This window comes from Baaleninema sp. (genome assembly GCF_049974805.1).
GTDB lineage: Bacteria > Cyanobacteriota > Cyanobacteriia > Cyanobacteriales > Geitlerinemataceae > Baaleninema.
Map to the genome: position 1 here is coordinate 1 of NZ_JBNGCO010000090.1, position 21,420 is coordinate 21,420.

Here is a 21,420-nt window from a genome sequence, read left to right on the forward strand (position 1 = left end):
CAACCTACACGCTTTGAGTTATCTGTCAAGGGAAATTTGATGCGTTTACCCTGGAGTTGTTGGCGCATCCCGAGGTTCGCGGAACGCACCGTCAGGCGGAAGTGGGAATTGTGGCGGTGTTGGATGCCAGTTATGGGCGGTTGAGTGAGGCGGCGAAAATGCTGTTGCACTCGGTGAGTGTGTTGCGGGGTGAGTTTGAGGCGGAGGTGGCGTTGGCGGTGTCGGGGTTGGAGAAACCGCTGGGGGAAGTGGCGGCGGATTTGCGACAGTTGGCGAGACAGTCTTGGCTGTTGGAAGATGAGGTGAAGGGAGCGCGGGTTTACGATTTTCAGCAGGTGGTTTTGGCTTATGTGCAGCATAAAGCCGGGGAACTGACGGCGGTGCATCAACGAGCGATTGGTTATTATCAAAGTCGGGTGAAACTGCGTGGGGAATGGGAAACTCTCGATGATGTGCGGGAGTATTTGGAGATTTTTTATCATTATTGCCAGTTGGGGGCGTATGAGTTGGCGTTTTATACGCTTCGCGATGATGCTTATAGTTCTGATTGCTTAGATCGATTTTTGGATTTAAGGGGCTACAATTCAACCCTCGTGGAATTGTACAGTCAGTTGGTGGAAAACTGGCCGGAGATCGATCGTCAAAACTGGAAATTTGGTGCGGCGTTAACCAGTTTGGGCATTGCTTACGACTCCCTGGGGCAGTACCCACGATCGATCGAGTTCCACCAGCAGCAGTTAGACATCTCACGGGAAATCGGCGATCGCCAGGGCGAGGCGATCTCCCTGGGCGGTTTGGGCATTGCTTACGACTCCCTGGGGCAGTTCCAACGATCGATCGAGTTCCACCAGCAGCAGTTAGACATCTCACGGGAAATCGGCGATCGCCGGGGCGAGGCAATATCTCTCAACAATTTAGGTGAAACCTATCAGCATCTAGAAAACTATCAGCAAGCCATTCAGTGTTATCAAAAGGCTCTCGCCATTAAAAAAGATTTAGGAAATCCTCAAAGTCAAGCGATGTCTTGGGCTAACTTAGGAGAAGCTTTGAGCAAAATCGACAGAGTTGACGATGCCCTCGGTGCTTATCGCAACGCCCGCGAGTTGTATCAAAGCATGGAACTTCAAACAGACGTCGAGTTTTGCGACAACGCCATACAAGCCTTAACCGCCGCACTGCCTCCCTCTCAGCCCAAACGGAACCTTTGGCAGTGGTTGAAACAGCAAGTTCGTCGTTTCTGGCGCGTGTTCCGTCAACTCCTCCGCCGATAATTGATAACCGTTCCAACCCACCGAAAAACCCGGTTTCTCTCCCAATGCACCGCAACCAAGCCCTCGAAATCCTAACCCAACACCAAGCATAAATCGAAAATTTCGGCGTGAAGTCTCTGGCGATTTTCGGTTCCGTGGCGCGAGATACCGCCCAACCCGATAGCGATGTGGATATTTTAGTGGAATTTGAAGGGTCGGTCACGTTCGACAGATACATGGATTTGAAATTCTATCTCGAAGATTGTCTCGGGAAAAAAGTCGATCTCGTCAGCCGACGCGCCCTCAAACCCCAAATTCGCGAAACTGTCGAACAGGAGTTAATCCGTGTCTCGTAGTATCCGACTCTATCTAGATGATATTCTCAACCCTTGCTCTAAAGTGCGATGATACACTCAAGGCATGACGTTTCAAGAGTTCCAAGCTGACGATCGCACTTACGATGCAGTTTTACGAAATTTGCAGATTATTGGGGAAGCCGTTAAAAACATCCCGGGAACTCTATCATCGCGACGAGGTGGGAAATTGGACGCGAACGATTTTTGAGAAAGAGGATTTATTAGGGAGCATCTCACTTTGGCAATCTACCCGATTTCTCATGCCCTCATCCCCCAACCCCTTCTCCCAATCTTGGGAGAAGGGGAGCCGTTTTCAAGTCCCTCTCCCAAGGTTGGGAGAGGGATTTAGGGTGAGGGTTGCAAAACTGAGATGCACCCATTTATTAAAGTTAAATTCCGTCGGCTTAACGCTTTCGGTGACGGAAATTTACGAGGAAAAGTTCTCTTAGAGATACTGGGTTCTTGGAAATTTGCTTTTTTAAACTGAAAAATTTGCTGCCTCTATGCGAATTTTATATGCGAGTTTTATAGAATTCGCGTTGGATATAGGGTTAAATCAATTCGTTCTGGGGGATCGATCGACTCGTAATATCGAATCGTTTCTACTTGCTTTAAACCTTTTTTAATTTCTTTCACCTTGAATTTCACGTTCCATTCTTTAATTTCAGCATCGGAACATAACGCCCCTGTTATTTCAGTATCCAATAATGCAAATTTAAAACAAATGGGAATGGCTAAGGTATTTTTAAACCGCAAATCTTTATAGCCGTATACGACTGTTGCATCGGAACCTAAAGGCGTAAAACGAGTTTCTTCGGTGTAAATATCCTGGGAGTGGGGGTGTCGTTCTTGGGGCAGAATTCCCGCTTTCAGGATTAAAAAATAGATAATTCCTGAGAGTTGACACAATCCGCCGCCTACGTTCGTTTTCAGTTTGTCGTTGACGATCGCTCGTCCTTCTCGATAGCCGTTTTTCCGGTTCGGTTCCCCCACCCAATGCCAAAAGGAAAAGATTTCACCGGGATAAATTAATCGGTTTTCGAGGCAGGCGATCGCTCTGGCTAAGTTATGTTTTTTGTTCTCTGAATGACTGGTATTCTTAATTGGCTGAGATAGTTTTATTTGTGCTTTAAATTTGGGGATTTCTGATGTACTCAATATCCGGTTTTTGGCAAGTTTGCGATCGATACCCCTTCGCCAGTCTGTAAATCGTCGATTCCAAATTTTAAGCTGAAGCCTGATGGCAGCCGGGACAATTTTTCTGAACCTGTGAGTGAAGTTCATTGTTGATTTTTTATGTTATTGAATTGGGGGCATCTTAATTATGTGGCCCTCTTTCTGGCTATTAAAGCACTTTTGAGGGTTTATCGATGTCAATTTTAACTTAACTTAGTAGAAGGTTGATTTAATTGATAATTGATAGAAAGGGTAGAGTGTTGAGGCGGCAGTGGAGTAACGAAGACATTTTTGATTGAATTCGATCTGAGACGATCTGGCGATCGACTCAAAAAGTACAATTTTTTATTATAGCATCAAAACAATAAATATACCCTAGAAATATGGGAGATGACGCACCCCCCGTAAAGGCGTTTCAGATCGTTCCTCTACGGGGGAGTTTTACAGCTAAATGGTCAAGGGAATTGTCAAGCGAATTGTCAAGCGAATTGTTAAGTTTCAGGCTGCCATTACGCCAAGTGCTGGCGAACGGCAAACACCAAATTTTCTGCCCAACGATCGGCGAGTTCGGCGTTAACGGCTTCCACCATCACGCGAATCACTGGCTCGGTTCCCGAGGCGCGAACTAAGATTCAGCCTGGATTTGAGGTGGAAATTAGCGGTTCGATCGCAATTCACAGTTGATTCAAGTCGCCAATAATTTCCTGCCATTTTTGTTTGTGAATGAGTTGAATTTCTTTGTCTTTTTGAACTAAATTTTTGAACTAAATCGGAATATCGATGTACAAAATCGTCCAAAGAAGAAATGAGCCTCAGATAATATTTGAGAGTGGGTATGATTCCATTTACAATGACTTGACAGCCGTGGTTTACGGCAATCTCTCTCGTCTGATTTTTAATGTTTCGATCGTCGATATCATAGTAAGAAAATATACAATAGCGCCGTGGATTAAATTTGTAAATTTTCTCTCTAGCAATTGCGATTACTGAGGTATCGATCGGTTTGTTGTGTTTAATTTCAATGGCTTCTGTCAAATTTCCATTCACATCAAAAATTTCAATATCCCCCGCCGTCTTAGATTTTAAATCCGATGCTGTATGACTTCCTAAACCCTTCAAAGTACAGCCATGATATCGCTCAAGCTGTTGCAGCAACACACTGAAAATCGCGTAAAATGCCAATACAGGTAACTTAGACGCACCGCGAACGCCATACTTGCAGTTGAAATGGAGTGAAAGGCTTTCAACGAGAGAGTCAATATCCAAACGTTCGGGATTGTTTAACGGCAAAATTTCGATATTCTTGGCGCGATCGCTTATTGTTTTAACTTGATTGAGTAAAAGCACTAATATAGTATCAGCGCCATCGCGATCGATGGTTTGAACGTAATTTACGATTTCTAAAAAAGCAACTTTAACCTTTTTATTCCCAATTTTACCTTCATAATCCAAAGTATAAGGATACGGTTGCTCGAGCGAGCGAGTCAGCCAGCCACTTTCGGCCATTGCTGGGAGTTCTAAATTTCGTAAAGTGGGTGTAATATACTTGGTGTCTATGGTGCGACCAGAAAACCCATTTTCTAATTGTTCCTGGTGATATCGAATATCTTGTTCTGGGTTTAAAATTTTATGAATTAAAAGCGTTACTAAGACTGTATAAACGGCTTTGGAAGATAGGGATTTTTCAGCCATCGTGCCTATGTGCTTTTGGATATCTTCAGGTAAGCCACCTTCTAATTTTTTTAACTGAGCGTTTTTGAGAGCGATCGCTGTTAAATATAACTCCTTCAGTTTTTGAGCGTGGTTCATGATTATAAGCCAGGGATGGTTAATTGTACCGGGGGTAAGGATTGTTTAACCAGCGCATCTTGTTGATACCTCGAACTCGGACAAAAAATCTCTTGATGTATGATTTCACGAATCAGTTCTCGGACAACCGTTGTGGCGACGGAATTGCCAATTTGACGATACGCATCTCCCATAACCGAGCTTTTTTTAAACTCTTGCGGAAAACCCATTATTTTATAACATTCTTTCAACGTCAATTTCCGAACTCTATTTTTCTCGGGTAAATAGATAAAAAAACGTCCAGAAGATTCCTGTGACGGAAGCGTGGGATGAACGCCGTCAACGGAGTAAATTCGATTAGGTTGGCGATGGACTCGCGATAAATGCTCGGTATTCGGACGAATTCCCGTTTTCCAAATACTCTTATTTCGATATCCGACGAAAATCAGTCCTGAATCCTGTTTTTTGGGATTTTCAATGAGAGTGTATTCGTCGGGAGATAAATATTCAAAATTTTCTTCGTTGTCTAAGAAATCTTTTAAATTGGGAACGGGTTCGATTTTTTGAAGTTTAGAAAAATCGAATTTTTTATACTTAGAACCGACAATAAAAACTCGCTCTCTATTTTGAGGGAGTCCGAAATCTTTAGCGTTTAGTAATTTATAGGTAACGAGATACCCCAAGCTTTGAAGCGTATTTAAAATGACTTTAAAATTTGAACCTTTGGCAACGTGAAGCAAATGTTTGACATTTTCTAAAATAATGACTTCGGGTTGCTTCTGTTTTAAAAATTCGCATAAATAGAAAAATATGGTTCCTCGTTCGTCCGAAAAACCGCGACGCTTTCCACAGATGCTGAACGGTTGACAGGGAAACCCCGCTGTGACGACGTTCACATCGGGAATTTGGCTAAAGTCCACTTCAGAAATGTCGCCATCGGGATAATCGCCAAAATTTTCAAAATAGACTTGGCGACAGGATTCGTTCGCTTCGCAAGAATACAGACATTTCAATCCTGCTTGTTCGAGTGAAAGGCGAAATCCACCAATTCCAGAAAATATATCTGCGAAGGTTAACGAAGACATTGCTGATTGAATCCGATCTGAGACGATTCTGTGGATATTTCAAAAAGTACAATTTATTATTATATCATAAAAACAATAAAAAGACGATCAAACGATTGGATTTGAAGCGATCGATCCCCCCCGTAAAGGCGTTTCAGATCGTTCCTCTACGGGGGAGTTTTACAGCCAAATGTTCAAGCGAATTGTCAAGCGAATTGTTAAGTTTCAGGCTGCCATTACGCCAAGTGCTGGCGAACGGCAAACACCAAATTTTCTGCCCAACGATCGGCGAGTTCGGCGTTAACGGCTTCCACCATCACGCGAATCACTGGCTCGGTTCCCGAGGCGCGAACTAACACGCGGCCGAGATCTCCCATGGCCGTTTTCGCCTGCTCGATCGCCTGTTGTAAAGGATCGCAATTTTGCCAGTTCAGGCGTAACTCTCGGTCTTCCACGCGCACGTTTTTCAACAGTTGCGGGTAGGTTTGGAAGCTGTTATCAACTAATTCCGATAGCGAAATTCCGCTGCGTCGGACTAACGCCGCCAGGTGTAACGCTGTCATCAAGCCGTCGCCACTGACGCCGTAGTGACTGCAAATGACGTGACCCGACTGTTCGCCGCCTAATGTCGATCCGGTACGGCGCATTTCGGCATGAACGTATCGATCGCCTACGGGAGTCCGCAGCAGTTTTCCGCCTTGTTTTTCCCAGGCTCTTTCAAATCCCAGGTTCGCCATGACGGTGGAGACGATGAGGTTGTCGGGGAGTTGCTGGGATTGTTGCAGGTGTTGACCCCAAAGATAGAGGATATAGTCGCCGTCGATGGGGCGTCCGCTTCCGTCTACCGCTAACACGCGATCGGCGTCGCCGTCGAAGGCAAATCCTAAATCGGCGTTGTGTTCCAGAACCGCCGCTTGCAGACCTTCGAGATGGGTCGAACCGCAGTTGACGTTGATGCGATCGCCGTCGGGTCGATCGTGGAGACAAATCACCTCGGCGCCGAGTTCGCGGAAGGCTTGGGGCGCGACGTGAGTGGCGGCACCCCAGGCTAAATCGAGGACGACGCGCAGTCCGGAAAAGTCGCGATCGCCATTGAGGGGAGTTTGCAGGGAGGCGAGATAGTCGCCGACAAGTTCGGGGCGGTTGTAGTGATGTCCCCAACTGTCAATTTCGGGGGAGTGCAGTTGGCCGCGGATTCCCTCTTCGATTTGGCGTTGTACGTCGTTGGGGAGTTTGACGCCGTCGGCGCCGAAAAATTTAATGCCGTTGTCTTCGGGGGGGTTGTGACTGGCGGAAATCATGACGCCACCCACGGCCTCGGAACAGTGGGTGAGGTAGGCGACGCAAGGGGTGGGACACAAGCCGAGATCCCAAACTTCCAATCCGGCGGCGGTTAATCCCGCTGACAGTGCTGCCGCCAGCATACTGCTGGAGTTGCGCGAATCTTGTCCCAAGACGATCGACCCAGTTCCGTAGCGTTGGCGGAGGGCGAGTCCTGCCCAAAATCCTACTTGTAAGGCCAGGGGGGCGTTGAGTAAATCGCCGACTTTGCCTCGGATACCGTCGGTTCCGAACAGGGGCGATTTGGGCAGCGACAGGGGACTCGTGGCAAACGGAGATCGAACCGTTACCGAGCCGTTAAGTTGTCGAACAGCCGGAGACATCACCATATTCAAGTCACTCCACACAGAACACACTCAACAGGAGAATAGCACTTCCTCCCGATTTTTCCAGAAAATCGGGGGTTGGCTGCGACAGGCTGCGATCGACGATCGACCGATGTATCAATCCACGTACTGTTGCAAAACACGGGCGGTTTCGCGTCCGGTTTTCTCCCAGCTAAACTGACGCGATCGCTCGAATCCGGCTTGTCGCAGCTGCGATCGAAGTCCGTCATCTGCAGCCACCTGACCCATCGCAGCGGCCATGGCTTCGCTATTGTACGGATCGACGAGGAGAGCGGCATTTCCGGCAACTTCTGGAATTGAAGCCAGGTTGGAGGCGATAACGGGACAGCCGCAGGCCATGGCTTCGAGAACGGGTAAGCCGAATCCTTCCCAGAGGGAGGGAAACACCAAGGCGATCGCTTGATTCGTCAAAATCGGCAGATCTTCTCGTTTGACGTAATCGAGAAATTTGACCCGATCGCTCACTCCCAATTCGACGGCTTGGGTTTGTAACTGCGGCGTGTAGCGTCGATCGAACGATCCGGCGATCCAAAATTCGCAATCGATGGATTGGGGAAGTTTGGCGAAGGCTTCGATCGCGCGATGCAGGTTTTTATAGGGATCGTGACGACCGACGTAGAGGAAATAGTTCCCGGTGGGTCGATCGAGAAACCGATAGAGGGTGCGATCGAACCCCAGAGGAATCGACACCAACTTGGAGGCGGGAACGTCGTAAAACTTCATAGCATCGTTGGCCGTGGATTCGGAAATACAAATAACTGTTTGCGCCTGTTTCAACACCTGGGGAACGTAATAGCGGTGATAGAGTCTCATGGGCGAAAACCACTTAGGAAACCGCAGCGGAATCGCGTCGTACAGGGTCACGGCGTAGCGTCCGTTCCAGCCTAACGGGGCTTCGGTGATGGGAGAAAACAGGAAATTTGACTTCAGGTTTCGGTAAATTTTGGGAAAGTCAAACTGCGTCCACCACAGCCGTTTGATATGTCCCCGAATGCCTTGTTCTGGGGTTTGTCCGGCGGGAATTGAATAATGTTTGAATTCTGAAAAGTACGATTTTTTAAACGGAGGAGCTACCAGTAAAGTGGGGTCGAGATTTCGTAAATGGGGCACCAGGTTCAGCGCATAAGTGCTGATTCCGGTGGGTTTTTCCATTAAAAACGAAAGGTTGACGAGCAATTTTACCGTTTCCTGTTAATGTTGTTTATCGATTCATTTATAGGTTGGATTGAGGAACAAAACCCAACAGCCAACCGAGTCGTTTTTTATTGTTTTAAAATGGACAAATCCAAGATTTCACAACTTTTATTAAACTCGAGATCGAACCTCCAAAATTTCGCCGTTCGGTTTCACGGCGTTCAACCCAACCTACTGTCAAGGTTTACCTTGAATATCGATGCAAAATTCCGATAATTTCCTCAAACATACGATGGGTATTAAATAATTTTACGCGCTCGAGTCCCCCTTCTCGCAGGGTCGATCGTAAACTGACATCCGTAGCGACGCGGTAAATTCCCGTTGCGATACTCTCGACACTCCACGGATCGACATATTCGGCTGCATCGCCGCAAACTTCGGGAATTGAGGCGACGTGAGACGCAATAACGGGACATCCGCACGCCATCGCTTCTAGAAGCGGAATTCCGAAGCCTTCGTAAAGTGAGGGAAAGGCAAAGGCGATCGCACTGCGATATAACGCAGCCAGAGACTCGTCTGGAACGAACCCCAGAAATTTCACGCGATTGCCAATTCCGAGGTGTCGGGGATAATCGACAATTTCGCGATCGAGTTTGTTGAGTTTTCCCACGATCGCCAACTCCACATTGGGCAGTTTGACGCGAGAAAAGGCTTCCATGAGACGGCGTATGTTTTTATAGGGACGAGTTTCACCAACGCAGAGAATAAAGGGTTTTAAATAATATTTTTGGAGAATCTCTCTATCTCTATCTTTGTTTCTTGTATTGAAAATGCTTTTTTTATATCCTTGATAAACAACGTGAATCGGCTTATTTTTGATGTCGAATTGACTTTCTATATCTTTTTTTGTATTATCTGATATTGCTATAATTGCCTTGGATTGAATTAAAATTAGGGGTAATATATATCGAAAATAATATTGTACTCTCGGATAGCTTTCGGGAAAGACGATCGGTAAAATGTCGTGAACCGTAACGATTTGCGGACAAACCGGAAATAACATTCCTTCCGGTACGGGCGAGTAAAATAGATTTATTTTGTGTTTCATCAACGACATTGGCAATAAAGTTTGATGCCAAATCAACCGAGTTAAATTATGTTTGAAATCGTTGTTATCGATATTTTTAAACGGAATGCTTGAAACCAGATTTCCGTAATTTCGAGTTAAAAATTTATCGGCCGTGTAAATCCTGAACGGTCGGGGCGAACCGCCGTTCGCCCCGACCAAATCCCTTAAAATCTCGTCCGTATAGCGATTTAAGCCGTCGAACTTTTCGTGATGGTAGCCACTGGCGTTAAAAGCGAAGTTCGACACGGCAGAATACAGAGTTTAAAACTAACAGACTTCTAAAAATTCCTGGCATAACTGGCGGAATCGATCGCCCCGAACCTCAAAATTCGGAAACCGATCGAAACTCGCACAAGCCGGAGACAACAACACCGTCGCAGCGTCGTATTTCAGGGCGATTTCTCTCGATCGAACCACCGCCCGTTCCATGGTTTCCACAATCTCGTAATTCGAGTATCCCACGCTGTCGAGTTTCTGAGCAAACAGCGACGCCGCCTCGCCGATGAGTAACACGAACGCCGCTTTCTCTCGAATCTTTTGCAACCAGGCGATCGCATCCCCTTCCTTCGCTTCCCCTCCCGCAATCAACACCGCAGGAGACGCCACCGACGCCAACCCCACCAACGCCGCATCGTAGTTTGTCGCCTTGCTGTCGTTGACAAACTGCACGCCGTCGCAAGTTCCCAACACCTCCAAACGGTGAGGAACGCCGGGAAATGTAGCAATAGCATGAGCGATCGCTTCCGCCTCAATACCCGCCAATCGAGCCGCTGCCACGGACATTAACAGATTTTGGCAGTTGTGGGAACCGGGCATATTCAACGCCGACACCGAAAGAATTTTCTTCCCCTCCACCATCACCGCATCGCCATCGAGATACGCAAACGGCTTCAAGTCTACCTCGTTCCTCGTACTCGTCCAACAAGCATTCGGCCACTGCGACGCCACACTTCGCAAATAAGGATCGTCGCCGTTGAACACTTGCAATTCCGACGCCTTGAGGAGTTTGGCTTTAATGTTGTAATAATTTTCGAGGGTTTTGTGGCGGTTGAGGTGATCGGCGGTAAACGTCGTCCAAACACCAATCCGAGGCGTAATACTATTGGAGGACTCAATTTGATAGCTGCTGATTTCAGCAACCACCCAATCCAGATGCGGCTTCCCGTTGGCTTGACTCAACACCAACTCACAGGCGGCGTTACCAATATTGCCACAAGCGGGGGCATTGTATCCAGCGGCTTGGAAAATCGCGGCGGTGAGGGCGGTGGTGGTGGTTTTCCCGTTGGTTCCCGTAATCCCCACCCAGGGGCAACTTTGCAAATGTCGCCACGCCAACTCCATTTCGCCGATGGTTTCGATTCCCAGTTCCCGCGATCGATCCAAATTGGGCAAATCCCAAGGAACGCCAGGACTAACCACCAGTAAAGCTAAATCGGTATTCCCATCGGGGTCGAAACTCGTTCCCAACCGAACGGGGATATCCTGGGCGAGTTGCTGTTGTTGGCGTTGCAGGCTGTCGCTGGTTCCGCGATCGCTCACCGTCACCGTCCAACCCTTGCGTTTCAACAACTGAGCAGCAGCAATCCCTGACTTTCCCAAACCGATAACATGAGCCTTTGGCATGGTCGGATCGTAACTCTGACACCAATTCTCACAATCTTATACCATCGGTGTCTTTCAAACCGCCTTCAACCCCGCCACGATATTAAAAGGAGAAACCGCCAGCAAAGCCGCCTTTGAGGAAGCCGCCCCGCTGTTCAAGGACACCCATTTCGCCCACTTCTACGGCTTTTTCGACTTCGCCAATCCCCGCATTTCCGGTTTAATTCTCGCCCATGCCAAGCTGTCGGAAACCGCCACCCCGAAACGCGGCGTTTCCCGAATTCGTTCCCGACGCGGCGAGTTCGACTCCACGGAATGCCTGACGCTGCCGGAAATCTTCAGCCGGCGGTTTCGGCAATGTCGTTCACTTGCCCTGTCTGCCTGCGAAACGGGCATCACGGACATTACCGCCAGTAACGACGAATATTTCAGCACGTTTTGGGAACGTTATGGGCGGTGAACGATACGTCTACGGCGATTTTTAGGATTCGTTTTTACGAGACGCTGTTGGGGGAATCTCAGCCTCCGGTGGCGTTGGCGTTGAAGCAGACTCAGGCGTGGATGCGGGAGGCGGGGGTTTCTGTATAAGATCCCCGGCATCTTGGAGATGCCGGGGATCTTGCTAGATTGTTGGAGGAAATTGAGAAGATGTCATCAGCAGCGATCTTCCCAACAAATCACTCGCTAAATCCTCAATTTTCAGTCATCAGAGGTTGTTCTGTCTTCTGTCATAGGTGGATAATCTTCCATAGTCAGACGAACCCATATTTCTTCGGCAACGATTTCAGTTGCCAGCTCAAAATCTTCTTTTTTAATCAAACCATTATCGACAAGCATATCAACACCTAAACTGGCCACGTTCTGACTCCATGACTTTTTAGTTTGTTTTGCACTCATGGTGACTTAAAAATAGCGGACTGTCGTAATTATACGATTTTTGAAAGATATTGTACTACAAAATTAATACTAACTTAAAAAGCGAAGAACAGACCCCCGGAATCTTGGAGATTCCGGGGGTCTGTTAAGGGGTTCTGTTAATACAAGTTCTGTGAATACAAAGATTTACGCGCCCTTGACAATTGCGCCAAAATCTGCTAAAACGCGAGCGTGATTTCGCAACAGCCCCAACAGATTCAAGCGATTGCGTTTCACCGCGTCATCCTCCGCCATCACCAACACGCTGGTTTCCCCGTCGAAAAACTCGCTGACGGTGGGGGCGATTTCCCCTAACGCCTCGACGAGTTGGCGGTAATTCCGCTCTTGCTGGGCGGCTTCGGTTCGGGGTAACAACTGCACCAACGCTTCGTAAAACGCCCGTTCTGAGGGCGACTCGAACAACTCGGGATTGATGACGGGTTCGGGGTTGAGTTGCTGCGTGTCGAGATCTCCCTTGGTGGCGAGACGGGCGGAACGGTTGACGGTTTCGTAAATTGTCTCGAGGCTGTTGTCGTTGCGAATCGCTTGCAGAAATTCCGCTCGATCGCGCACGTCGAGTAAATCCGTTAATGCCCGTTCCGTGTATTCGCGATCGCTCTCGCCCAATACTGCATTAACCAAATCGTAATCGATGCCTTTGTCGTCTTGCAACAGGGTTTGAATCCGTTGTAAGAAGAACTCTTGCAGTTGTGACAGCAATTCCGGCGAAGTGTCGGGGTGCGCTTGTTGGAAGTCCGAAACTGCACTTTGTAACAGGCGATCGAGATTCAATTCTAAATTCGCCGCCCAGATGATATTGACTACCGCATTGGCAGCCCGACGCAAGGCAAAGGGATCGGACGAACCGCTCGGCAACATTCCCAAGCCGAAAATACTCACCAGGGTATCGATGCGATCGGCTAAACCGACCACTTGTCCGGTGAGCGTTCCCGGTAACATATCCTCCGCGCCACGGGGAAGGTAATGCTCGAAAATGGCTTTGGCCACTTCTTCGTCTTCGCCGCTGACGAGGGCGTATTTTTCCCCCATCACTCCCTGTAATTCGGGGAACTCGTACACCATCTGACTGACGAGATCGGCTTTGCAGAGGTACGCCGCGCGACGGATTTTCGTTTTTGCCGCGTCGGAGACTTGCAATTCTTCGGCGATTCGATCGCCAATTTTTGTAAATCGATCGACCTTATCTTTAACGGTTCCCAAATCCTCTTGAAACGTCACCGATTCCAACTTCGGCACCATCGTTTCGAGGGGTTTCTCGCAATCAGCTTTATAGAAAAACTCGCCGTCTGCCAATCTCGCCCGAATCACCCGTTCGTTGCCAGCGCCGATAATACTGGATTTCGCCGGATCGCCGTTAGAAATGGTGATAAAATAGGGCAACAGTTCCTTGGGATTCTCGGCGTTGAGAACCGGAAAATACCGTTGGTGAGACACCATCACCGTCGTAATCACTTCCGGGGGCAAAATGAGAAAGTCATCGTCAAATTTCCCGGTGACGGCGGTGGGATATTCCACCAGATGCACCACTTCAGCTAACAAATCGGCGGGGATGTCGGCGATGCCGCCCAGGTTTTGGGTTTCCGCGTGGATTCCTTCGACGATCGCCGTTTTGCGCCGTTCGGGATCGACTTCGATGTAGGCTTGACGGAGGGTGTCGGTGTAGTCGGAAGCGGTGTCGATCGCAACGGGTTCCGGATGTAACACGCGATGTCCCGCCGACAGGCGATCGCTCGTTGTCGTTTCGGAACCGCTAACGACTTCGAGAGGTAACACGATATCGTCGAGGAGGGCAACCAGCCAGCGAATCGGACGGGGAAAGCGCACGTCGCCATCGCCCCAGCGCATGAAGCGTTTTCCTTCCAGTTTGAAGATCCACTGGGGGACGACTTCTTTTAAGATGTCAGCAGTGGAACGACCGGGAATCTGTTTGCGAACGAAGACGAACTCGCCTTTTTCCGTGTCGCGAATTTCGAGATCCTCGAGGGAGACTTGCTGTTTGCGGGCGAAGCCTTCAGCGGCTTTTGTGGGTTGTCCGTCTTTGTAGGCGGCTTTGACTGGGGGGCCTTTGATATCTTCAGTGCGATCGAGCTGTTTGTCGGGGAGGTTCCGCAGAACCACCGCGAGACGGCGGGGTGTTCCGTACACTTCCACCGCCTCCGGTTCGATAAAGGCTTCGGCGAGACTGGGGGGAATGCGTTCTTGCCATTGTGCGATCGCCCCTTCCACAAAGCTGGCGGGGAGTTCTTCGGTTCCGACTTCTAAGAGAAACGTAGGCATTGCCTTGATTCGAGTGAACGATGGGAGATGTACGAGGAGTGCGGCGGAGAACTGAACGCCCCGACACGCTCGAAACAGTGTACCGCGATGGGCGGGAACACTTCTAGCCAACGGCGAAGTCGGTGTATTGGCGATGTTCGCAATGGTAGAAGGCGAGAACGATATCGGATTCGAGTACCCCGTCGAGCAAGTGCCTACGGAAGGAATACGAATCCATATTTGAAGTGCCGAATGTGGGTTATATCGTTATATCTCCAGCATACGATCGACACCTGCCAAGCATTTACTGATAGTTCGCGTGGGGTCGAGAAAACGTTGTACCCAAAGACAACCTTGGCTGTCGATCGCTCAGCCCCACCCACTCCGAACGCTAAGTTTCCTTCTCTTCCTCCTCTTCCGGTAAATGTCCTTGAATCACCATCACTGAACAAGATGCTTGGTGCAAAACGTAATTGCTCACGCTACCGAGGAAGACTTCTTTAAACCCGCGATGTCCCCGTCTTCCTAACACGATTAAATCGGCGTCCCAGCTTCGCGCCACATCGCAAATCCACGACCCCGGATCGCCGAATTTACTTTCGGTTTTAACTTTGACGCCCCGTTCTTCGGCTTGCTGGCGGTAGCCTTTCATCATCTCTTCGACTCGTTCGGTTTCTTTTTTGAGATGCTGCTGTTGCAATTCAAACATCATTTTGCTGCTCGACATATCGATGCCGATTCCTGTTCCCATTAAGGGAACGGCTTCGCTGACGCGCTGCATGGTGGTGCAGTGGAAAATCAGCAGTTCGGCTTCTTCGCGATCGGCTGTATCCAAGGCGTGATGAAAGACTTTTGGGGCGGATGGCGAATCGTCGAGGGCGACGAGAATTTTTTTAAAGCTCATGTTTACTAACTCCTCTGGAGGCTCAAACGCTTTTATTTTAATTTTTTACGGGAGTTTATTGAACTGTTTTGTTGCACTTCTTAAGCGATCGCACTCATTTCAAGACCGAACAATCGAGCGACCTTACTTATAGTTTATCGAGATGTTGAGGCAAAGTTTGTTTCAATTTGTCAAGAAAAAACGTCCTTCTCGATCGCCCGCTCTAACCGCTTCGCTAAGTCGATGATGTCCTGCTTGCGGGCGAGTCGATCTACCCAGGCTTGAGGAATGGCGTCGAAGCCGTAAGTTAACCCTGCTAACCCTCCAGTAATGGCGGCGATGGTGTCGGTGTCGTTCCCCAAATTCACGGCTTTGAGAACGGCGTCGGCGTAATTGTCGGTGGTGAGGAAACACCATAAGGCGGCTTCTAGGCTGTGGACGACGTAGCCGTTGGAGGCGATGTCGTCGGCGGACAGGCGAGCGATGTCGTTCCAGATTCGATCGAAGTGCGATCGCTCCTCCTGAAACGGCGGTTGGCTGTAACGAGATTCCACCTTTTGCAACCCCTGTTGGTAAGCGGTTTTGGGGTCTTGTCCCGCGAGGATTTCTGAGGCGATGCTGATATACATCCCACAAGCCATCTGACTGCGAGGGTGAGCGTGGGTAATGGCGGAAACCTGATGGACGCGATCGAGCAGCGTTTGGGTGTTCCACGAGTCCACATAGTACACCATCGGTAAAATCCGCATCAGCGACCCGTTTCCGTTGCTGCGTTCTCCGGTTTCTCCCGATTCCGTCGGTGGCGTTCCCCGCATCAAGCGACCGATCGCTCGTGTCGTCGTTCCCCCAATGTCGAAGACTTCCCCGTGAGGCGTCCAAATTTCGGCGGTAAACCACTGGCGGAACTTCTCGGCGATCGCATCGAGGGAAAAGCCGCTACACAACGCATCCGCCAAACAGAGGGTTAAGGAACTGTCATCCGACCAAGTTCCTGGCGGTTGGTTGTAAGTTCCATACCCTCGCATATCCGTCACGGGATCGTCCATCCGTTCGGCTCTTGTGGTGAACTCCACGGGAATCCCTAGGGCGTCGGCGACGCAAACCCCCATCAATCCTGCAAGAACGGCAGATTTTTCGCTCATGAGTTTTCCTCAGACGCCTTCTCTATTGCGTGTTTCCATTTTAGGGGGTCGGTTTCGACTGGGATGATGGGGTGATGGGGTGATGGGATGATGGAATGATGGAATGATGGGATGATGGAATGATGGGATGAGGGGAAATCTCCCCCTCTCAACCGGGCGGAAGCGGTGTAAACGAACTTCCCGATATGGGACGGTTGGGGGTGGCGAGGTTGCGGAATCGGGTATATTGCGGGTCGAAGAGGAGTTTGACCACCCCCGTCGGCCCGTTTCGGTGTTTGGCGATAATCATTTCGGTGATTCCGCGATCGGGGGTGTCGGGAAAATAGTATTCGTCCCGATACAACATTACGATTAAATCCGCGTCTTGTTCGATCGAGTTGTGGACGATGATGTTATCTGCAACGAAGTTGTGATGACCGGGAACGGTGAGATCGTACACTTCAGTGTCTCCCTCCGGTTCGATCGATACAATGTCGTCCCAATAGACATCACTCGTCGATAGACTTAAAATTTCTGATGAATTGACGATTTTACCAAGTCGGTATGCTCTCTCTCGACTGAGATTATTTTTATACAAAGACGTTCCACAGTAGGACACTCCAAGTTGTGCTTGCATCTGACGATTTGTTAAGCCAGTACTTTGCATAGCGGGGACAGCATAGGCTCGCCAAATTTCTTTCGGAATAACATCACAGTTTGGATTGTTTGAGCGATGTTCTAAATGCTCTGCAATCTCTAAAAGTGCGGTCTGTTTTTTTACGCCTACTGCTCCAATAAGGCGAATAAACCTTTCAATACCAGGTTTACCAGTAATCGTCACGTGATACTGATCTCGCCCTTTCCCCTTTTGTGGTTTGCAAGACAACCGAGCATTAATGCCTAGTTTAAGCAATAGGCTTTGAACATCTAAGGCTAGGCGATAGCTGCTGGTTGAATAATAGGCGATTGGGCGTGGAGATTTACCTTTCAACAGGTTGATACATCCATCGGTACTCCATAAATGTTTTAGGAATTTTGAGATCGAAGCTTCGGATTGACAGAAAACAAGAGAAGGAACAAGTTTTTGATAAGACCGCAACCCAAACACCCCCAAGTCGTCTAACCATACTGAGATGGGATTTCTAACTTTATGTGTTAAATGTTCCCGAGCGGGTAAATACACTTGATACCAGCTTTGCTCGTACTGAATTCTTGGGGAAATCCGATCCTGAAATAGAGTCGCTGCTAAATCACAAACAATTTCTGCGAGATCGAGATCTTTAGTAGTGTACTGAATGACATGACGAGGAAGCGTACATCCATCGCCAACTAAATGACCTAGTAATGCGAGTTCTTCATCTTTCATTGAAGATTGTGAGGAATTCGGAACTATACGTGGTAACGCCACACGATCGCCTATCGCGAACTCGTCTAAACGCTTCCATCCCCCAATCGATCGAAACTTGTGGTTTCCCGTCGCCCGAATTGTTCGTCCTAACCGCGTTGTCAAACGAAAGATCGGTTTAACTCCCGTCGAAAACGCCCGACTGACGATCGCTCGTTCGAGTTTGAAGGTTTCCTCGTTCAACGCCCATACTGCAAATCCCGAACGTCCGACGAGATCGCGAATCGGAACCCGTTCTCCGGTATCGGCGAGGGTCACGAGGCTATCTCCCGCCAAACATCCCGACTCCCTCAAATCCGACATCATTGGACGTTTGTTAGTTCGGGCTTCTACCCCCCGACTCAACTGCGATAACGCAATCACCGGAACGTTCAATTCTCGGGATAATCCCTTGAGCGATCGCGTAATTCTGGATAACTCTTGAACTCGGTTATCGCCCGATCCTTCCATTAACTGTAAATAGTCCAACAAGACCAACCCCAGCGGTTGACCCTGTTCCGCTTGCAAACGACGACATTTCGATCGCATTTCCGTTACGGTAATATTTGGCGTGTCGTCGATAAACAGCGGAATTTCTGACAGCGACGCCAACGCCCGACTCAACGGCTCCCATTCCGTTTGACTGACTCGCCCCGCCCGCAATCGATTGCTTTCAATTCCCGCTTCGCTGGCTAACAGCCGTTGTACGAGCTGTTCTTTCGACATTTCTAAGCTGAAAATCGCCACGGGAACCCGGTACGCATTGGCGATGTTGTGGGCGAAGTTGAGGCTGACTGCGGTGTTGTGAACGCAAATATCGTTGGCGATGAAGTTGTGAGTTTCGGGAATGGTTAAATCGTAAACTGGGTGGTTTCCAATGTATTCGATCGCCACAATTTCGTCCCAATACACCTCACCCGTTTCTCGGTCTTCATCCCGCCACCGTTCCCATCGGCGAAAACCGCCGTTTTCCCCGAACCAGGGATTTTGAACGACTGCCAATTTAGACCTATTATTTCCATTTTTTGTATTGACAAAATCGCTATTCTTTGATAATAAATTAACCCCAAAAACCGACTCAATTTGACAGGTTTCGGCTCGGTTAGAGTTAGGGGAATAAGTAGAGTGAATGAAATCCCGAAACTGTTGGCGTCGGGGCGAACGGCGGTTCGCCCCGACAAGGGTATTGGTATCGCAGGCGATCGAATTACACCGGAATTCCAACAGATCCCCGATCTCCCCTTCTCCCAAACTTGGGAGAAGGGGTTGGGGGATGAGGGCAGACCCAAGGCAATTTTCAACCGCTCCAATCTCCTCAAAAAAGACTTGAATTGATTCAAGATGGCAAATCGAAAGTTGCCAGATTTCGCCCTGGAATTGCAGCGAGGCGAGAATCCCAAAACGCAACAGTAAATGCTGAACTTGACGGGCTACAGTTTCGCAAGAGGTACTGTAGCCAATTTGAGAAAAAACAGCTTTCTCAGACTCGGAGATTGTCGCCCAGCCATTTTGAGAAAACAGACAATGTAAAAATTTGGCAAGGTTCGATTTTTTTAGTTGAAAAACAATTTCTGAAATCTGTTGAGAACGGGAAACCTCCTCTGCTAAAACCCGAATTCGAGAGTCCGAAAGAGTTCGATCGCCAAACACCGCCAACCGACGGGGAACGGCGATTTTATCTCCCACATTTAACGCCGCCAGCGATCGCCATCCAGTTCGCGTCAAATAAGGATGCGTCAGCGTCGTTTCCACCTGTCGCCCCAACCGCGTCGTCACCCGAAACACGGGTTTTACCCCATCGTCGAGAAAATCCGACGGTTGAGTTCGGTGAAATCGCCAATCGTTCCCCAAAGTGAAGAGTTCGGGAACCTGGGAAGTTTCCGCCACCGAACGACGATAGACTTGTTCGATCGACATCAAACGTCCGTCCGACAACAACAATTGCGATCGACCGTGAAGACATTTTCCCATTGACGGCCGCCCCGCCACAATAATCAAATCCGACGGTTGAAATCCCCCCGTCATCGCATCGAGATCGTAAAATCCCGACAAAATCCCCGGTTGCGCCTGGGTTTCATGTTGAATCTCAATATCCTGAAACGTCTGAATCAAGGTCTCGAAAATCGGAACCAGATCCTGTTGCGGCCGTTTCTGGGTAATATTGAAAATCTTCTGTTCGGCGAGATCGAGTACCGTTTCCAACGGTTGCGTCGTATCGTATCCCAAACCGTTGATTTCCTGTCCCGCCTGAATCAACTGGCGTCGGAAATACTTATCCATCACCAACGCCGCATATTGGTCGATGTTCACCGCCGACACCGTGCGATCGACCAACTGAGCCAGTTTACTCCGGCCGCCCACCTTATCCAACTGCTCGCGATCGTGCAACCACGCCGTCACGCTAATCAAATCCGTCGGCTGTCCCTGGGCGTGCAACCCTTGCGCCGCCTGATAAATAATCTGATGGGCTTGAATATAAAACGCCTCAGCGGACAACAGCTCCGTCACGCGGTTAATCGCTTCCGGGTCGAGTAAAATCCCCCCTAAAATCGCCTCTTCCGCTTCAATATTCTGAGGGGGAAGCTTCGTTTCGTCGTAGCCACCCTGAAAGTCGAGTTCCCGAACCATTTTTTACAGTCAACAGCGAGCAGTGAACAGTGATGATGGGATGACCGGATGACCGGATGACGGGAAATCTCCCTATCTCCCCATCCCATCATCTCCTCAACATCTCCCATGATGCAACAGAAAACCGACTGTCTCCACACCCAACCCATGGGGGGAACACAGTCGGTTAAAACGAGCCGTTAACGGACGACTCTAGCTTTCGCGGTTCAAGTAAGTTTGGATTTGTCCCACGGCAGCTGCACCGATGTTGAACACTGCCCAACCCAGGGCGATCGCGATCGGGCCGAGTACGACTAACAAACGCCAATCGAAGTCCATAAGACGGTCTCCTATTTTAAAAAAATATTAAAGGTTCTCATCAGGAACTCATTATATCTCTCAGCGCCCCGATTCCGAATTGTTGTGAAAGCCCAAATCCGATCCCGTTCCGGCGTGAACCCGCGCCAGACGTTCGTACTTGCGGGCGTGTTCGATCGTCTCTGCAGCTTGTTCTGGCGAAATCGGACGCACCACTTTCCCCGGAACGCCCAAAACGAGCGATCGCGGCGGAACGTCCCTCGCCACCACCGCCCCCGCACCGATGATACTGCCAGCCCCCACCCGCACGCCGTTGAGAACCGTCGCCTGAATGCCAATCAGACATCCCCGTTCGATGTGGGCGCTGTGAATCACCGCCCCATGACCGATCGTCACGTACTCTTCCAGAACCAGCGGTTCGCCAGGATCGCCGTGTAACACCGCCCCGTCTTGCACGTTGCAGTACGCCCCGAGGTCGATATCCACCACATCGGCGCGAATTACCGCGTTGTACCAAATACTGACCCCTTCCGCCACCCGCACGTTACCCAATACTGTGGCGTTGGGGGCGACAAAGGAGGCGGAAGAGCAATCGACGGGATTCCAATAGGTCGGGGTTGCCATAGCTGGGGTTGTCATCTCCTTAGAACAATTCGGCAGAAAAATTCGGCGGTTTCACGGAAAATACCTCGATACGTTTGGAAGCCCTGTCGCTTTAGCGCAGGGAG

20 protein-coding genes and 1 pseudogene are annotated in these 21,420 nt (G+C 49.3%); 4 read left to right on the forward strand and 17 right to left on the reverse strand.

Annotated elements, in window-relative coordinates; all coding sequences use genetic code 11:
• Positions 1 to 59: 59 nt before the first annotated feature.
• From ACP5D4_RS16010 to ACP5D4_RS16020, 3 genes are all read left to right on the forward strand, one after another.
• Complete coding sequence (locus tag ACP5D4_RS16010) at positions 60 to 1,271, forward strand: tetratricopeptide repeat protein (RefSeq protein WP_428012631.1); 1,212 nt, start codon at positions 60 to 62, stop codon at positions 1,269 to 1,271.
• Positions 1,272 to 1,378: 107 nt separating this feature from the next.
• Positions 1,379 to 1,606, forward strand: coding sequence for a nucleotidyltransferase family protein (locus ACP5D4_RS16015; protein ID WP_428012632.1), 228 nt, complete (start codon positions 1,379 to 1,381; stop codon positions 1,604 to 1,606).
• A 64-nt stretch (positions 1,607 to 1,670) separates the two neighbouring features.
• Positions 1,671 to 1,814 (forward strand): HepT-like ribonuclease domain-containing protein, encoded by a 144-nt coding sequence (locus tag ACP5D4_RS16020; protein WP_428012633.1) that lies wholly within the window; start codon positions 1,671 to 1,673, stop codon positions 1,812 to 1,814.
• A 317-nt stretch (positions 1,815 to 2,131) separates the two neighbouring features.
• On the opposite strand, the gene ACP5D4_RS16025 is transcribed toward ACP5D4_RS16020, so the two are convergent.
• From ACP5D4_RS16025 to ACP5D4_RS16065, 9 genes and pseudogenes are all read right to left on the reverse strand, one after another.
• Complete coding sequence (locus ACP5D4_RS16025; RefSeq protein WP_428012634.1) at positions 2,132 to 2,890, reverse strand: VanW family protein; 759 nt, start codon at positions 2,888 to 2,890, stop codon at positions 2,132 to 2,134.
• Positions 2,891 to 3,291: 401 nt separating this feature from the next.
• Positions 3,292 to 3,414, reverse strand: a pseudogene (locus ACP5D4_RS16030) (hypothetical protein); the annotation flags it as partial.
• On the reverse strand, positions 3,356 to 4,591 hold the full coding sequence (locus ACP5D4_RS16035) for a hypothetical protein (protein ID WP_428012635.1): 1,236 nt from the start codon (positions 4,589 to 4,591) through the stop codon (positions 3,356 to 3,358). The pseudogene ACP5D4_RS16030 and the gene ACP5D4_RS16035, both read right to left, overlap by 59 nt.
• 2 nt (positions 4,592 to 4,593) lie before the next feature.
• Positions 4,594 to 5,655 (reverse strand): DNA cytosine methyltransferase, encoded by a 1,062-nt coding sequence (locus tag ACP5D4_RS16040; RefSeq protein ID WP_428012636.1) that lies wholly within the window; start codon positions 5,653 to 5,655, stop codon positions 4,594 to 4,596.
• A 215-nt stretch (positions 5,656 to 5,870) separates the two neighbouring features.
• Entirely contained in the window at positions 5,871 to 7,304 is a 1,434-nt protein-coding gene (gene glmM, locus ACP5D4_RS16045; RefSeq protein WP_428012637.1) for a phosphoglucosamine mutase, read from the reverse strand.
• Between the two features lie 114 nt (positions 7,305 to 7,418).
• Complete coding sequence (locus ACP5D4_RS16050; RefSeq protein ID WP_428012638.1) at positions 7,419 to 8,474, reverse strand: glycosyltransferase family 4 protein; 1,056 nt, start codon at positions 8,472 to 8,474, stop codon at positions 7,419 to 7,421.
• A 226-nt stretch (positions 8,475 to 8,700) separates the two neighbouring features.
• Positions 8,701 to 9,573 (reverse strand): glycosyltransferase family 4 protein, encoded by an 873-nt coding sequence (locus ACP5D4_RS16055; protein WP_428012649.1) that lies wholly within the window; start codon positions 9,571 to 9,573, stop codon positions 8,701 to 8,703.
• Between the two features lie 279 nt (positions 9,574 to 9,852).
• On the reverse strand, positions 9,853 to 11,208 hold the full coding sequence (gene murD, locus ACP5D4_RS16060; protein WP_428012639.1) for a UDP-N-acetylmuramoyl-L-alanine--D-glutamate ligase: 1,356 nt from the start codon (positions 11,206 to 11,208) through the stop codon (positions 9,853 to 9,855).
• Positions 11,209 to 11,407: 199 nt separating this feature from the next.
• Entirely contained in the window at positions 11,408 to 11,545 is a 138-nt protein-coding gene (locus ACP5D4_RS16065) for a hypothetical protein (protein ID WP_428012640.1), read from the reverse strand.
• A gap of 80 nt (positions 11,546 to 11,625) precedes the next feature.
• Here ACP5D4_RS16065 and ACP5D4_RS16070 point away from each other — a divergent pair, with 80 nt between their 5' ends.
• Entirely contained in the window at positions 11,626 to 11,775 is a 150-nt protein-coding gene (locus ACP5D4_RS16070) for a CHAT domain-containing protein (protein WP_428012641.1), read from the forward strand.
• A 111-nt stretch (positions 11,776 to 11,886) separates the two neighbouring features.
• On the opposite strand, the gene ACP5D4_RS16075 is transcribed toward ACP5D4_RS16070, so the two are convergent.
• From ACP5D4_RS16075 to ACP5D4_RS16110, 8 genes are all read right to left on the reverse strand, one after another.
• Positions 11,887 to 12,084: a hypothetical protein gene (locus ACP5D4_RS16075; protein ID WP_428012642.1), complete on the reverse strand. Its 198-nt coding sequence runs from the start codon at positions 12,082 to 12,084 to the stop codon at positions 11,887 to 11,889.
• Between the two features lie 165 nt (positions 12,085 to 12,249).
• On the reverse strand, positions 12,250 to 14,400 hold the full coding sequence (glyS, locus tag ACP5D4_RS16080) for a glycine--tRNA ligase subunit beta (protein ID WP_428012643.1): 2,151 nt from the start codon (positions 14,398 to 14,400) through the stop codon (positions 12,250 to 12,252).
• Between the two features lie 103 nt (positions 14,401 to 14,503).
• Positions 14,504 to 14,617, reverse strand: coding sequence for an element excision factor XisI family protein (locus ACP5D4_RS16085; RefSeq protein WP_428012644.1), 114 nt, complete (start codon positions 14,615 to 14,617; stop codon positions 14,504 to 14,506).
• Between the two features lie 153 nt (positions 14,618 to 14,770).
• Positions 14,771 to 15,283, reverse strand: coding sequence for a universal stress protein (locus ACP5D4_RS16090; protein ID WP_428012645.1), 513 nt, complete (start codon positions 15,281 to 15,283; stop codon positions 14,771 to 14,773).
• 170 nt (positions 15,284 to 15,453) lie between these two features.
• Positions 15,454 to 16,404 carry an ADP-ribosylglycohydrolase family protein gene (locus tag ACP5D4_RS16095; RefSeq protein ID WP_428012646.1) on the reverse strand — a complete coding sequence of 317 codons (951 nt, stop codon included), beginning with the start codon at positions 16,402 to 16,404 and terminating at the stop codon, positions 15,454 to 15,456.
• A gap of 148 nt (positions 16,405 to 16,552) precedes the next feature.
• Positions 16,553 to 20,395 (reverse strand): replicative DNA helicase, encoded by a 3,843-nt coding sequence (locus ACP5D4_RS16100; protein WP_428012647.1) that lies wholly within the window; start codon positions 20,393 to 20,395, stop codon positions 16,553 to 16,555.
• A gap of 192 nt (positions 20,396 to 20,587) precedes the next feature.
• The gene (locus ACP5D4_RS16105) at positions 20,588 to 20,713 is read right to left on the reverse strand and encodes a photosystem II protein Y (RefSeq protein WP_017658969.1); all 126 of its coding nucleotides are present in this window, start codon (positions 20,711 to 20,713) and stop codon (positions 20,588 to 20,590) included.
• Positions 20,714 to 20,773: 60 nt separating this feature from the next.
• On the reverse strand, positions 20,774 to 21,316 hold the full coding sequence (locus tag ACP5D4_RS16110) for a gamma carbonic anhydrase family protein (RefSeq protein WP_428012648.1): 543 nt from the start codon (positions 21,314 to 21,316) through the stop codon (positions 20,774 to 20,776).
• Positions 21,317 to 21,420 lie beyond the last annotated feature (104 nt).